The 13,637-nt window shown below is 60.7% G+C and carries 13 protein-coding genes; 8 read left to right on the forward strand and 5 right to left on the reverse strand.

Annotated features, from left to right (window positions below; all coding sequences use genetic code 11):
- Positions 1–130: 130 nt before the first annotated feature.
- A complete protein-coding gene (locus B7L72_RS01890; RefSeq protein WP_081192254.1) occupies positions 131–1,582 on the reverse strand; it encodes an alanine/glycine:cation symporter family protein in 1,452 nt (483 codons plus the stop codon).
- 114 nt (positions 1,583–1,696) lie between these two features.
- Positions 1,697–2,116: a secondary thiamine-phosphate synthase enzyme YjbQ gene (locus tag B7L72_RS01895; RefSeq protein ID WP_081192256.1), complete on the reverse strand. Its 420-nt coding sequence runs from the start codon at positions 2,114–2,116 to the stop codon at positions 1,697–1,699.
- A gap of 203 nt (positions 2,117–2,319) precedes the next feature.
- On the opposite strand from B7L72_RS01895, the gene B7L72_RS01900 reads away from it, so the two are divergent.
- Positions 2,320–2,883, forward strand: a complete 564-nt coding sequence (locus tag B7L72_RS01900; protein ID WP_081192811.1) for a lipocalin family protein — start codon at positions 2,320–2,322, stop codon at positions 2,881–2,883.
- A 159-nt stretch (positions 2,884–3,042) separates the two neighbouring features.
- Here B7L72_RS01900 and B7L72_RS01905 read toward each other — a convergent pair whose 3' ends face one another.
- Positions 3,043–3,969: a LysR family transcriptional regulator gene (locus B7L72_RS01905; RefSeq protein ID WP_081192258.1), complete on the reverse strand. Its 927-nt coding sequence runs from the start codon at positions 3,967–3,969 to the stop codon at positions 3,043–3,045.
- A gap of 118 nt (positions 3,970–4,087) precedes the next feature.
- On the opposite strand from B7L72_RS01905, the gene B7L72_RS01910 reads away from it, so the two are divergent.
- Entirely contained in the window at positions 4,088–5,167 is a 1,080-nt protein-coding gene (locus B7L72_RS01910) for a tartrate dehydrogenase (RefSeq protein WP_081192260.1), read from the forward strand.
- 150 nt (positions 5,168–5,317) lie between these two features.
- On the opposite strand, the gene wrbA is transcribed toward B7L72_RS01910, so the two are convergent.
- Positions 5,318–5,917, reverse strand: a complete 600-nt coding sequence (gene wrbA / locus B7L72_RS01915) for an NAD(P)H:quinone oxidoreductase (protein ID WP_081192262.1) — start codon at positions 5,915–5,917, stop codon at positions 5,318–5,320.
- Positions 5,918–6,210: 293 nt separating this feature from the next.
- On the opposite strand from wrbA, the gene B7L72_RS01920 reads away from it, so the two are divergent.
- From B7L72_RS01920 to B7L72_RS01950, 6 genes are all read left to right on the forward strand, one after another.
- On the forward strand, positions 6,211–7,197 hold the full coding sequence (locus B7L72_RS01920) for a succinylglutamate desuccinylase (protein WP_081192264.1): 987 nt from the start codon (positions 6,211–6,213) through the stop codon (positions 7,195–7,197).
- Positions 7,198–7,413: 216 nt separating this feature from the next.
- Positions 7,414–8,184 carry an ABC transporter ATP-binding protein gene (locus tag B7L72_RS01925; RefSeq protein ID WP_016916532.1) on the forward strand — a complete coding sequence of 257 codons (771 nt, stop codon included), beginning with the start codon at positions 7,414–7,416 and terminating at the stop codon, positions 8,182–8,184.
- Between the two features lie 17 nt (positions 8,185–8,201).
- Positions 8,202–8,903 (forward strand): ABC transporter permease, encoded by a 702-nt coding sequence (locus B7L72_RS01930; RefSeq protein ID WP_016916531.1) that lies wholly within the window; start codon positions 8,202–8,204, stop codon positions 8,901–8,903.
- 1 nt (position 8,904) lies between these two features.
- Positions 8,905–9,633 (forward strand): ABC transporter permease, encoded by a 729-nt coding sequence (locus B7L72_RS01935; protein WP_016916530.1) that lies wholly within the window; start codon positions 8,905–8,907, stop codon positions 9,631–9,633.
- 138 nt (positions 9,634–9,771) lie between these two features.
- Entirely contained in the window at positions 9,772–10,542 is a 771-nt protein-coding gene (locus B7L72_RS01940; RefSeq protein ID WP_016916529.1) for a transporter substrate-binding domain-containing protein, read from the forward strand.
- Positions 10,543–11,105: 563 nt separating this feature from the next.
- On the forward strand, positions 11,106–11,930 hold the full coding sequence (locus B7L72_RS01950) for a TraX family protein (RefSeq protein ID WP_081192266.1): 825 nt from the start codon (positions 11,106–11,108) through the stop codon (positions 11,928–11,930).
- On the opposite strand, the gene B7L72_RS01955 is transcribed toward B7L72_RS01950, so the two are convergent.
- Positions 11,908–13,533, reverse strand: a complete 1,626-nt coding sequence (locus B7L72_RS01955) for a diguanylate cyclase domain-containing protein (protein ID WP_081192268.1) — start codon at positions 13,531–13,533, stop codon at positions 11,908–11,910. The genes B7L72_RS01950 and B7L72_RS01955 overlap by 23 nt on opposite strands.
- Positions 13,534–13,637: the final 104 nt, after the last annotated feature.

The following is a 13,637-nucleotide window of genomic DNA, read 5'->3' on the forward strand; positions in this document are numbered from 1 at the left end:
TCCGCCATCAACAAGGTTCATCGCACTTTTCCGGGAATGGCTTCACTGTCTCGCTAGAATGCAATGACCTTAAAAAAGCCCCGCTCCGTGGCCATGGCGGCAACACGGGCGGGGCGTTTTCATGACGCGTTCAGGGCTTTTTGGGCCAGGCCTTGGGGTCCACCTTGTTGGCCAGTTTGGGGAACTGGCTCGGGTCGAACACCGGCTCCTTGCCTGCCTTCAACTGCGCGTCGTAATCCTTGAACAGCGCAAAGGCAATGGGCGACAGCATCAGAATGGCCACCAGGTTGATAATCGCCATCATACCCATGGAAAGGTCGGCAAAATTCCAGATGGCTCCCAGGCTGGCCACCGAGCCCACCATGATCATGCCCAGCACGGCCAGACGATACAGCATCACCGCCAGCGGTGCCCTGCGGCCAGCCAGGTATTCGATGTTGGACTCACCGTAAGAGTAGTTGGCAATCACGGACGTGAACGCAAACAGCAGAATCGCTACCGCAATGAACATGCCGCCCCACTCGCCCACATGGCTGGAGAGCGCCATCTGGGTCAGCTGGATGCCGTTGCTCTCCTCGCTGGCCAGCAGTTCCGGGCCCGCCATGATGATGATGGCCGCCGTGGCGGTACAGATCACCAGCGTATCCAGGAAGACCCCCAGCATCTGAATGAACCCTTGGGCCGCCGGATGATCCGGCCGAGTGCTGGCCGTGGCCGCCGCGTTGGGAGCAGAGCCCATGCCCGCCTCATTGGAGAACAGGCCACGCTGAATACCGTTGATGATGGCTTGGGAAATGGCATAGCCCATGGCCCCGCCGGCGGCCTGCTCGATGCCGAAGGCGCTCTGCACGATGGTCAGCAGCGCGGCGGGCAGGTCGGCGATATTCATGGCCACCACGATCAGCGCCAGCACCAGATACAGCAGGGCCATCAGCGGCACGACCAGCTCGGCCACCTTGGCAATCGACTTCAAGCCGCCAAAGATGATCGGCGCCACGACGGCCATCAGCACCAGCCCCATGGCCCAGGTGGGGATGGCAAACGCCTGCTCCATGGCCTGGGCAATGGAGTTGGCCTGCACGCTATTGAAGGCCAGGCCGAAGGCAATGATCAGACAGATCGAAAACAGCACCGCCAGCCAGCGCAGCCCTAGGCCGCGCTCGATGTAGCGGGCCGGGCCGCCACGGAAGGTATTGTCGCCGTGGTCGGTCTTGTAGGCCTGCGCCAGCGTGGACTCCACGAAACTGGTCGCCATGCCCACCATGGCGGTCATCCACATCCAGAAAATCGCCCCTGGGCCACCGAAATAAATGGCTACCGCCACCCCGGCCAGGTTCCCCGTTCCCACTCGGGCCGCCAGGCTGGTCGAGAGCGCTTGAAAGGAGGAGATCCCGCCATTGGATTGCCGCGAGGTGCGCAGCAGTTTGAACATGTGGCCAAAATAGCGAATCTGAATTCCCCGTGTCATTACGGTAAAGTAGAGACCCGCCCCGATGAGCAGGTAAATCAGTACACTGCCCCATAACAGCCCGTTGCTGCGATCCACGACCGCCGTCAACAGGGATGAAAGTGTCGCATCCATGGTTAATTGACCTTGATTGAGAAAAGTGAAGGTGCATCATTCTTCACGGCTGCACCAAAATGGCAAGAAAAATGGCAAATTAGTCCATACACGGCAAGAAACGCTGCGCCATGCTCAGCAGCCCGTAATGGTCGCCAGGATTCTTCTGGGCCCGCCCTGTTCGCGATGCTCGCCCAGCCAGATGCCTTGCCAGGTGCCCAGCGCCAAACGCCCATCCCGCACGGCCAGACAAAGCTGGGTACCCAGCAGGCTGGACACCACGTGGGCAGGCATGTCGTCCGGCCCTTCCAGGGTATGTCGAAAGTAATCCAGCCCTTCGGGCACCAGGCGGCGCAGAAAGGCGTTCAGATCGTGGCGCACATCCGGGTCGCTGTTTTCATTCAGGGTCAAGGAGGCCGAGGTATGCAGAAGCTGTAAGTGCACCAGCCCCTGATGGCACTCTTCGAGGCAGGGCAGTGCCCGAGCAATCTCATCAGTGATCAGATGGAAGCCCCTGGGCATGTCGGGCAGGTGAATCTCTTGTTGGTGCCACATAAACACTCCTTTGTCATGGTGGGCCTGCAAACAAGCATGGGTGTCGTCAAACCCAAACGTTTCGTTCAACCATAGCCTATTTCGCCGCGCACCCATAAAACTCACCACAGGTCATCGCCGCCATGGCGGTGGCGTCGCCTCGCTGTTAAATTGAATGGCGATATTCCCACCGCTTACAAGGAACCGTTCACATGGAGGTCGTCATGCGCTATTCCCTACTGTCGCCAAGGAAACTGGCAACGGCATCGGCGCTTTGTGTTTCGAGCGTGCTGCTGGCCGGATGCACGGGCATCCCCGATGGCACCGAGGCCGTCACTGGGTTCGAACTCGATCAGTACCTCGGGGAGTGGTATGAAATCGCTCGCCTGGACCACTCCTTCGAGCGCGGCCTGGACTGCGTGACCGCCAACTACAGCCTGCGCGACGATGGCGGTGTGCGGGTCATCAACCGGGGCTACAACCTGGCAGAAGGCAGCTGGGACGAAGCCGAAGGCCGGGCCTATTTCATCGACGATGAGAGCGTTGGCCGCCTGAAGGTGAGCTTCTTTGGCCCGTTCTACGGCGGCTACAACGTGCTGGCACTGGATGATGACTATCAGTGGGCGCTGGTCTCCGGCCCGAACCGAGACTACCTGTGGATTCTGGCACGCACACCCACGCTGGATAGCGAGCTGGAAGCACGCCTGCGCCAGCAAGCCGCCGAGCTGGACTTCCCCACCGACGAGCTGATCGATGTAGTCCAAGACGAGCGCTGTCCCGGCCGCTAGGCTCTGCCTGAAAACTGGCTGCGCTCGACCATACGGCGTTAAAAATCGGATCAAAGTACTCATTTACAGCGTGTAAACTCCGTCTTTTCACCGATTTTTGCCTTGTCTGTTCTTCGCTCGCCGACTTTTCAGACAAAGCTAGGCTTGCCTGCACAGCACCTACTCAGCGTCAGGCAGCGCAGGCACCCGGCCCGCGATCTCCTGCTGGAGAAAATCGATCAGTGCACGGATGCGGGCCGGGGTATGGCGGCGCTGCTCGAACACCGCATAGAAGTCTGCCCGTACGCCCTGCCACTCGGGCAGCAGCAGTTGCAGCTCGCCACTGGCCAGGTGTTCGTTGACATCCCACCAGGAGCGCAGCATGACGCCATGGCCATCCAGCGCCAGTCGCGTCACCACTTCGCCATCGTTGCTGGCCAGGTGGCCACTGACCTTGACCGATTGTTGGCGCCGCGCCGCTGCACGCTGCTCGAAGCGCCACAGCGCAAAGTCACTATCGTTCTCGCGGATCAACAGGCAGCGGTGCTGCGCCAGATCCTGCGGCGTACGCAGGGCGGGCATGCTGGCAAGGTAGCTCGGCGACGCACAGAGCATGCGCCGATTGGGTAGGATACGCCGAGCCACCAGTCGTGAATCCGGCGGTTCGCCAATGCGAATCCCCACATCGAACCCGTGGTCGCTGAGATTGAGGGGAAAGTTGGTCAGCTCCAGCCAGCTCTCGATGCTCGGATGCCGAACGCAGAAGCGTGACAGCAGCGGCGCAATGTGGCGTCGCCCAAAGCCAAAGGTGGCATTGACCCGCAAGCGCCCCTGCAGGCCCTGGCTGGCCGCGTCGCGCAGGTCACTCTCCAGGGCGTCCAGCTCATCGAGAATCAGGCTGCCCTGGGCAAGATAGCGCTCGCCTTCGGCGGTCAGCGTCAGGCGGCGGGTCGTGCGCGCCGCCAGCGACACCCCCAGCCGCGCCTCCAGCTGCTTCAGCCGTTTACTCACCGCCGAGAGGGAAATACCCAACTCCCGGGCCGTCGCCGTCAGGCTGCCCGCTCGAGCCAACTGCTGAAAAAACGCCAGATCGTCCAGTGGAGCCATGGGATTCTATACCTGAAAGCAACAATGGCTTGAATAGTAGCCTGATTATCTCATCGCCAACAGCCGCTACACTGCATGAACGGTACGCCTTTCACACGACCATAAAAAAGGAGGCCCCATGGCCCATCAGATTGCAGTCATCGCTGGCGACGGCATCGGCACCGAAGTCATGCCAGAAGGTATTCGCGCACTGGAAGCGGTGGCCGAGCGCTTCGACCTCGCGCTGGAGTTCACCACCTTTGAGTTCGGTAACTGCGACTACTACCTCGAGCACGGCAAGATGCTGCCGGATGACTGGTACGAGCAGCTCAAGGGCTTCGATGCGCTGTTTTATGGCGCCGTGGGCTGGCCAGACAAAGTGCCTGACCATATTTCCCTGTGGGGCTCGCTGCTGCAGTTCCGCCGCCAGTTCGATCAATACATCAACCTGCGCCCCTGCAAACTGATGCCGGGCATCAAGAGCCCGCTGGCCGGTCGCGCCCCGGGGGATATCGACTTCTACGTGGTGCGTGAAAACACCGAAGGCGAATACTCCAGCATAGGCGGCAAGATGTTCGAAGGCACCGAGCGGGAGATCGTCATTCAGGAAACCGTGATGAGCCGCACCGGGGTCGACCGAGTCTTGAAATACGCCTTCGACCTGGCCCAGATGCGACCACGCAAGAAGCTCACCTCGGCCACCAAGTCCAACGGCATCTCGATCACCATGCCCTACTGGGACGAGCGGGTCGCCGAGATGGCCAAGCAGTACCCGGATATCAACGTCGACAAGTTCCATATCGACATCCTCACGGCCAACTTCGTGCTGCACCCCGACTGGTTCGACGTGGTCGTGGGCAGCAACCTGTTCGGCGACATCCTCTCCGACCTTGGCCCCGCCTGCACCGGCACCATCGGCATTGCGCCTTCCGCCAATATCAACCCGGAAGGCAAGTTCCCCAGCCTGTTCGAGCCGGTTCATGGTAGCGCACCCGACATTGCGGGCAAGGGCATTGCCAACCCCATCGGCCAAATCTGGTCAGGCGCCATGATGTTGGAACATCTGGGACACAAGGAAGCCGCCGACGCCATGGTCGAGGCCATCGAAGCCGTGCTCAGTGAAGGGAACCCGCAGGTGCTCACCCGCGACGTGGGCGGCCAGGGCACCACGGAAAGCCTGGGCAAGGCCATTGCCGAGCGCCTGCGCGGCCAGGGCTAGCGCCAGGCCCCACTGGCCATGTCGTTGATCGATGTGGTTGGTAAAGGCGGTTGGTAAAGGCGATTGAAACGGTAGTTGATAAAAATTGGTTGTAAAAGCGCGAACGCCTGCCCTCAACGGGGCAGGCGTTCACACTGTGCGCGCTGAGCGTTAGCTGGCCAGTTTGGCAGCGACTTCAGCCACGTATTTACCCTGGAAACGGGCAATTTTCAGCTCGCGGTCATCCGGCTGACGCGAACCGTCGCCGCCTGCCAGCGTCGCCGCGCCATAGGGCGTGCCGCCGCTGACCTTCGAGATATCGAACTGCTCTTCGATGCCGTAACCAATCGGCACGATGACCATGCCGTGGTGGGCCAGGGTGGTCCAGGTCGACGTGATGGTCATCTCGTCGCCGCCGCCGGTGCCGGTCGAGGTAAACACGCTGGCGACCTTGCCGCGCAGTGCGCCCTTCGCCCATAGCCCGCCGGTCTGGTCGAGGAAGGTACGCATCTGCCCCGCCATGTTGCCAAAACGCGTCGGCGTGCCGAAGATGATGGCATCGTAGTCGGCCAACTCTCCTGGCGTGGCTTCCGGGGTAGTGAAGTCCTGCTTGCCACCGGCATTCTTGAACGCGTCTTCCGGCATGGTTTCCGGTACGCGTTTGACGGTGACCTCGACCCCTTTCACGCCCTCGGCGCCTTCTGCCACGGCGGCCGCCAGGGTGTCGATGTGCCCATACATCGAGTAATACAGTACCAATACCTTCGTCATGGCTCACTCCTTTCAGATGACGACACGCTACCCCAGACGGGCAGCAAGGACTGGTTACACCATAGTCCAGCCCCAGCCACTTATCAGCGAAAGTTTTCGACGCTCTGAATCGATTTCATCGATGTGGGCACCTTGCAAAGCGCTTGTGGCTCACGCCATGGGCGCTTTTTTACGGGTTACTTTCATCCTCGCACCGACCATTTTCACGCGCACGACGCCACCCCTTGCGACACGAGCTGAGCGTGGTAAAGGTAGGGCAACACAAGTAGATGCCCATGCACAAGGACACTTTCATGCTAGGCCAATGGCTCGACTGGACCCTTGACGATGAACGCCCGTCGCCACGCATAGGCCGCTTTGCCAGCGGCAGCTACCATCTGCACCGACCGGGCATACTGGAGCTAACGCCCAACATTCTGCGCCCCGATGCCCGGGCCTGTGTCTTTTCTGCCGCCATTCATGGCAACGAGACCGCTCCGGTAGAACTGCTGGGCGAATGGCTGGCCGCTCTGGAAGCCAGCACCCTGCAACTGGGCGCTCCCGTGCTGGTGATTCTGGGCAACATTCCCGCCCTCAAGGCCCAGCAGCGCTACATCACCACCAACTTGAATCGCTTGTTCAAGCGCGAACTGGCCGACCAGGGCGACGAGCCCGAACGGGCGCGCCAGCTGATGGAGGCCGTGGATACGTTCTATGCCCGCCATCACGCCCTGCCTAGGTTGCATTACGACCTGCATACCGCCATCCGCGGCAGCCTGCATACCCGCTTCGCGGTCGAGCCGTTCGCCGAGTCGGCAACCGACCCTGAACAATGGGAGTGGTTGGCCGCCGCCGACATGCAGGCCGTGCTGCACCAGCATCAGCATAGCTGGACGTTTTCTCACTACAGCAAGCACTACCATGGTGCCCAGGCCTTTACCTTCGAGCTGGGGCGAGTCGCCCCGTTCGGCCACAATGACATGGAAGCCCTGGCCCCCATGCTCACGTTGATCAGTGCTCTCGGTAGCGGCTATGCGCCCCCCACCCAGCCAGCCAGCACCATGGCATTCTACCGGGTGCAGCATGAACTGATACGTCACTCCGAAGACTTCACGCTGTGTTTCGATGAAGACGTGCCCAACTTCAGTCGCTTCGATACCGGCACCTGCCTGGCCAAGGATGCCACCGCCGGTGACTTCGTGGTGGAAGAGACGCCGCTGCACGTGGTGTTTCCCAACGCTCAGGTCGAGATAGGCGCCCGAGCCGCCTTGCTGGTGGCGCCGGAACGGACAGCAAACTAGCCACAGAAAGTCCCGTTGAAGAAAAGATAGTTTGATAACAATAACGTAGAGGGGCCATCAGGAGTGCTCTTCAGGCAACACGACCAATGTCGCCCTGATAAAGTACGCGTCTCCGGCGCACTCCTGATAGAATCGCCCCTTTTTTCGCGCCAGCCGCACAGAAACACGAACACTCATTCGTTGTTGCTGCGGCAACCCTGTACTGGAGCCTAAGTTATGGCCGCTACGCCGACTCCCCTTGAAGTGCGTAACATCAAAAAGCGCTTCGGCGATACAGAAGTCCTCAAAGGCCTCTCTCTTGAAGCCCAGAAAGGTGATGTGATCACCCTGATCGGTGCTTCAGGGTCTGGCAAAAGCACCTTTTTACGCTGCATGAATTTGCTGGAACAGCCCGATGACGGCGACCTGATCGTCCACGGCGAACAGATCCGCTTCAAGACCACCCGCCATGGCCGCGAACCCGCCGACTGGAAACAGGTCGTGCAGATGCGCGCCAAGCTCTCCATGGTTTTCCAGAGTTTCAACCTGTGGGCCCACATGACGCTGCTGGAAAACATCATCGAAGCGCCGATTCACGTGCTGGGTAAACCCAAGAAAGAAGCCATCGAACACGCCCACGCGCTGCTCGACCGAGTCGGCCTCAGCGCGCGTGCCAACGCCTACCCGGCGCAAATGTCCGGTGGTCAGCAGCAGCGTGGCGCCATCGCCCGGGCGCTGGCCATGAACCCGGAGGTCATGCTGTTCGACGAACCCACCTCGGCGCTGGACCCTGAGCTGGTGGGCGACGTGCTCAAGGTCATGCGCGATTTGGCCAACGAAGGGCGCACCATGGTAGTGGTGACCCATGAGATGAGCTTTGCCCGGGACGTCTCCAGCAAGGTGATCTACCTGCACCAGGGCCTCGTGGAAGAAGCCGGTACGCCCGATGACGTGCTGGGCAACCCGCAATCGCCGCGCCTGAAGCAGTTTCTGGCGCCCAAATACTGATCCGCGAGGCATGCACGATGCTTGATTTGCAAGGCTACGGCCCCCGCCTGCTGGAAGGCGCAGGCGTGACCGTTCAGTTGGCCCTCCTCTCGCTGATCCTGGCGATTGTGCTGGGGCTCTTGACCGCCAGCGCCAAAATGTCCCGCAACTGGCTATTGCGCCGTAGCGCAACGGTCTACACCACGGTGATTCGTGGTGTGCCCGACCTGGTGCTGATGATGCTGCTGTTCTTCGGCGGGCAGATCGGGGTCAATGCGATCAGCGATATGCTCTATGACCGCTACGACATCGATATCTACATCAACTTCAACGCCTTCGCGGCCGGTGTCCTCACCATCGGCTTCATCTTCGGCGCCTATATGGGCGAAACCTTTCGCGGGGCGTTCATGGCCGTCGACAACGGCCAGATCGAGGCAGGCAAGGCCTACGGCATGAGCAACGCACTGGTGTTTCGGCGTATTCGCTTTCCCCAGATGATGCGTCACGCGCTGCCTGGCCTCTCCAACAACTGGATGGTGCTGCTCAAGACCACCGCCCTGGTATCGGTGATCGGCCTGACGGACATGGTACGGGTGGCGGCAGAAGCCTCTCGGGCCACCCACGAGCCGTTTGTCTTCCTCATTCCGGTGGCGGCAGCCTATCTGCTGATAGCCAGCGTCTCCGAGTGGGTCTTCGCACGGTTGCAAAAACGTTACGACATCGGCTTCGGGGGGCAGTGACATGCTGGACATCTCTGCATGGTTCAACGATTTACTGGCGGGTAACCTGATCTTCACCCCCACCACCCTGGGCTACTACTGGGAAGGCCTGGTGACCACCACACAGCTGGTGTTCCTCTCGCTGGTGGCCGGGCTGATCCTGGCCGTCCCGCTGGCCATCATGCGCAGCTCAAAGCACAAATGGATCAGCCTGCCGGTCTATGTGTATACCTATGTGTTTCGTGGCACCCCGCTGCTCATTCAGCTCTACATCATCTACTACGGGGTGGTGTTCATCGATGGCATTCAGGAAACCTTCCTGTGGCCGCTGCTGCGCGAAGCCTTCTACCCGGCACTGATCGCCTTCACCTTGAACACGGCGGCCTACACCACGGAGATTTTCCGGGGTGCCATCAAGGCCACCTCACGGGGTGAAATCGAAGCCGCCAAGGCCTATGGCATGTCCAACAGCCTGATGATGCGCCGTATCATCCTGCCCAGCGCCTTTCGCCGTGCCCTGCCCGCCTACGGTAACGAAGTCATCTTCATGCTGCATGCCAGCGCCATTGCCAGCGTCGTCACCCTGATGGACCTGACCGGGGCCGCACGCTTCGTCTATGCGCGCTTCTATGCCCCCTTCGATGCCTTCCTGTTCGTGGCGGCCATTTATCTGTGCCTCACTTTTGCCATTCTGTATTTTTTCCGTTACCTGGAAAAACGGCTGCTGGCACATTTGCGGCCACAAACCTGAGCATGACGAAAAATCCAACATACGCCAACGTAAAACAAGCGTTGGTTTAATTCAGGTCACCCCCCTTTTCGCCAACCGCAAGCTGGGGTAGCTTAAAGGGGATCACCTCCGGTGAACCTGCTTCCTTTGGAGTCTACAATGAAAAAACTGCTGACCGTTTCTCTGCTGGGCCTGGCCGTGGCTGCCGCGTCCTCTGCCCAAGCCCGTGATTACGACCACGTGCGTATCGGCGTCGACGTACCTTACGAGCCCATGGAATACCGCACCCCCGAGGGCGAGCTGACCGGCTTCGATATCGACCTGGGCAACGCCCTGTGCGAGCGCATCGGCGTGACCTGCGAGTGGATCGAGCAGGAGTGGGACGGCATCATTCCGGGCCTGATGTCACGTAACTACGATGCCATCATGTCGTCGATGACCATCAACGACGAGCGTCGTCAGCAGGTGCTGTTCTCCGACCCCTACATCACCATGCCGTCGGCCTGGTTCGCCCCCGCTAGCCTGGAACTCAGTGACGCCAACGAAGAGACACTGGCCGGCAAGACCATCGGCGTACAGCGCGGCACCCTGCAAGACAACTACGTGACCGACCAGTACGGCCGTATTGCCAGCGTCAGCCGCTACTCCACCGCTGACGACATGGTGCTGGACATGCAGGCACAGCGCTTGGATATCGTCTTCCTCGACTATCCGATCGGCCAGTCCACCCTGCTGAACAACGAAGACACCGAGTACGTGGTCGTAGGCGAGCGCATCAGCGAGCCCAAGGAGTACTTCGGTGACGGCTTCGGCATCGCCTTCCGCCAGCGCGACCAGGCCCTGGCCGAGCGCTTCAACGAAGCACTGGCCGAGCTGCAGGAAGACGGCACCTACGATGAAATCTACGCTCGCTACTTTGGCGAAGAGTAAGCATTGACCGTCTCGCCATGCCTTCCTCAGGGAAGGCATGGCAGCACGCCAATACCATGACTCCAGACCGCCTACTCCCCTCTACGCCCCATGCGCAACGCCCAGGTACCCGTGGCACCATTGCCCGCTTCTACCTGAGCGAGTGGTTCGACGAACCGTACCGGCGCACTGTTCGCAGACGGCCTGCGCTTTGCCCGTGAAAGCGGGCGCATCGACTTCACCACCAGTACCCCCCGAGCTGCTGGCCGGTGGCGAAGTGCCCACCTCCGAGGCGGTAGCGCGGGCACTGAAAGCGCGGGTCGGATCGACCCGAGCCAGCTCAGCCTCTCCTCGGACGCCAACGCCTCGCTGCCGATGCCTTGAAGCCTCCCCAAAAAGGCCGCCTGATACCCGGCTCGGATGCCGATTTCATCGTGTTGAGCGAAGGACGCTGGGCCATTGACCACGTGTGGGCGCTGGGCAAACCGATTTTCAGCGCCCCCTGAGCGCCCGAGGCCGCCCAGCGAACTTGCTCAGCCAATGCCGGTCTTTAATGGCATAATGCGCTTTTACAAGGAGGTAACATGGCAGAACACTCAGCGGCACACACAACGCCCGCCACGGGCCTACCCGAGACGATGCGCCCCTCTTCCCATTGGACCGCCTGGGGCCAGTGGCTTGCGCTGTTCACCATGACCGTGGATCACCTGACCCGCTACGTACTGCCCGATGCCTGGGACCTGGGCTGGGCGGGCTCTTCGATTGGGCGCATTGCCTTTCCGCTGTTTGCTGCCATGGTGGCCTGGCACGGCCTGTTCAACACCCGCAACCCGCTGCGCTACGCGCGCCGTATCCTGATCATCGGTATCGCGGCACAAGTGCCCTACATGATGATGCCCAGGGCCTCGGATGCGTTTATCTTGAATGTCTGCTTTACGCTGGCCAGCGGCCTGGCACTCGGTGCCTTGGTACGCCAGGGGTGGCAGCACTATCAGGCACAGACGCTGGGCCTGGGTTGGCTGATGCTGGGGGCCGCCGTGTGTGTCACCGTCTGGTATCTGCTGGGCTTCTGGGTGGAGTATGGCCACAACGGCCTGCTGCTGATTCCGCTGTTCATGTTTGCCATGCAGGCCCTCAGCGAGACCCGCGATGCTCTCAAATCAAGGCTATGGGCGGGTCTGGCGGCGTTTCCGGTGCTGTGGATCGCCGGGCAGATGAACGCGTCGGACATGGCCAAATCCTTTACCGTCGGCACCTGTGTTCTGGTGCTGATGCTGGCCGCAGGCGCCGCCCAGCGAGTCCCCCCCGTGGCGCTGGCCATGCCCCGCCGCCTGTGGCTGGCCTGGTACCCGGGGCACTTCGCCCTGATTGCGCTGTGGCTATTGCTTAGCGGTCAGCTGGCCAGTTAGGCGTTTGCTCGGCCGCTCGTTTATTCACTGCTTCTCGCATCCAGGGCTGATAGCGGCATAGCTGAGCACGGCCCGCCAATTTGGCCTGATACATGGCAGTGTCTGCCTGCTTGAGCACTTCGGCATGGTCACAGGTAGACGCTGCAAAGCAGGTGTAGCCCATACTCGGGGTCACCTCTACCCAACGGCCTTCCAGCCGATATTTCCCTGACAGCGCCTGCTGCACTCGCTGCATATACTGCTCGGCCAGGGCTCTCAATTTGTCCGGCTCTGGCTCCGGGAATTGCGCCAGCAGCACAAACTCATCGCCACTCAGCCGGGCGGCCATGTCGCCGTCGCGCAAGCACGACTCCAGACGCCGCGCTACCTGTACCAACAGGTCATCGCCCGCGGCATGCCCCAGGGTGTCGTTGATCAGCTTGAAGCGGTCCATGTCCATGAACATTACCAAACCACCCCGCCGTGCATGGCCTGCCTCCTGGTACAGCGCTTCCATGCGTTCGATGAACAGACGCCGATTGGGCAGGTCCGTCAGCGCATCGTAGTACGCCTGACGATAAATGATCTCCTCACTACGCTTGCGCTCGGTGAAGTCTTCGACGATCGCCACGCCGCCGACCATCCGGTTGCCCATGCCATGTACACCGTTGAAGAACGCCCGCAGTGGCGTTCCCTCACTGGCTTTGGGTAGCCGATAGGTACCCTCGTAGTAGCCGGTGCCTTTTTCCAGGGCTGCCGACACAGCCTTGGCGACGTATCGATCGGCTGAACGGTCCAGCATGCGATAGCCCAGCAGCCGAGAACGCTCGACGCCCAGGATCTCCAGCAGCTTGTTGTTGCAGTCGGTGATCTGCCCTTGGTCATCAAAGTGCAAAACACCCAGGGGGGAGTGCTGAAAAATCGAGCGGTAACGGTTTTCGCTTTCCTTGAGCTGCGCTTCACGGGCCGCCATGGTAACGCGTAGGGCGATATTGTCATGGATGGTGCGGCTCAAGCGGCGGCTGGTGATCAGGATCAGCAGCAGAAACAGGACCAGCATCAGCCCGATCAACACGGAAAGCGAGGTTCCCATCAGCATGAACTGGAATTTCAAAGGCAACAGGATGGGCAATACGAAGCCAGTGGCTACCCACCACACCGACGACAGCGTCGTGACGCCCCCCGCCGCAATACCGGCCAGCACGATCGACAGCGCCGCAATTTGCCCCGGATATTCAGGGCTGAACAGCAGCACTCCCGTACTGCCCCACACCACCCCGGAAACGATGGCCCCCATGGCAAACCAGCGCAGCCACCGGTGCCGTTGCTGCTGCTGAATCGGCAAGCGCTTGAAACGGTGAGCCAACGCCAAACGCAATCCCGACACCACCACCAAGGCGGTGTACCAACCCAGCAGTACCCAGCCTTCCACCACGGGCCACATCGCCGCCACCAGCAAGCCGCCCGCCAAAACGCTGCTGAGCACCGGTTGCCAAAGGTTGTCATACAACATCCGCACTTTTTCTCCGCGCAGCTGTTGCAGGGTGAGATGGTGATCGCGCTGGTAGCCGCTGCGTAACCCTGACGCAGTTGCTGTCGGCGCCGCTGGCTTGCTGGGCGACATAGAACCCCCGTTTTCGTTGGCCTATGGGCCAATCTTATTGATTAATACAAACGTTTTATCACGCCTTATCTTTTAGCATGTTTACGCAGCAAAAGTAGCCTTCG

The sequence above is a fragment of the Halomonas sp. BC1 genome, from assembly GCF_002078135.1.
In the GTDB taxonomy this organism is placed as follows: domain Bacteria; phylum Pseudomonadota; class Gammaproteobacteria; order Pseudomonadales; family Halomonadaceae; genus Vreelandella; species Vreelandella stevensii.

Excerpts from the sequence above, each read along its gene's own strand:
- B7L72_RS01910 (WP_081192260.1), top strand. The coding sequence starts at position 4,088 with ATGGCCCATCAGATTGCAGTCATCGCTGGCGACGGCATCGGCACCGAA.
- B7L72_RS01900 (WP_081192811.1), top strand. The coding sequence starts at position 2,320 with ATGCGCTATTCCCTACTGTCGCCAAGGAAACTGGCAACGGCATCGGCG.
- B7L72_RS01890 (WP_081192254.1), bottom strand. The coding sequence starts at position 1,582 with ATGGATGCGACACTTTCATCCCTGTTGACGGCGGTCGTGGATCGCAGC.
- B7L72_RS01920 (WP_081192264.1), top strand. The coding sequence starts at position 6,211 with ATGCTAGGCCAATGGCTCGACTGGACCCTTGACGATGAACGCCCGTCG.
- B7L72_RS01950 (WP_081192266.1), top strand. The coding sequence starts at position 11,106 with ATGGCAGAACACTCAGCGGCACACACAACGCCCGCCACGGGCCTACCC.
- B7L72_RS01895 (WP_081192256.1), bottom strand. The coding sequence starts at position 2,116 with ATGTGGCACCAACAAGAGATTCACCTGCCCGACATGCCCAGGGGCTTC.
- B7L72_RS01930 (WP_016916531.1), top strand. The coding sequence starts at position 8,202 with ATGCTTGATTTGCAAGGCTACGGCCCCCGCCTGCTGGAAGGCGCAGGC.
- B7L72_RS01905 (WP_081192258.1), bottom strand. The coding sequence starts at position 3,969 with ATGGCTCCACTGGACGATCTGGCGTTTTTTCAGCAGTTGGCTCGAGCG.
- B7L72_RS01925 (WP_016916532.1), top strand. The coding sequence starts at position 7,414 with ATGGCCGCTACGCCGACTCCCCTTGAAGTGCGTAACATCAAAAAGCGC.
- B7L72_RS01955 (WP_081192268.1), bottom strand. The coding sequence starts at position 13,533 with ATGTCGCCCAGCAAGCCAGCGGCGCCGACAGCAACTGCGTCAGGGTTA.
- B7L72_RS01935 (WP_016916530.1), top strand. The coding sequence starts at position 8,905 with ATGCTGGACATCTCTGCATGGTTCAACGATTTACTGGCGGGTAACCTG.
- wrbA (WP_081192262.1), bottom strand. The coding sequence starts at position 5,917 with ATGACGAAGGTATTGGTACTGTATTACTCGATGTATGGGCACATCGAC.
- B7L72_RS01940 (WP_016916529.1), top strand. The coding sequence starts at position 9,772 with ATGAAAAAACTGCTGACCGTTTCTCTGCTGGGCCTGGCCGTGGCTGCC.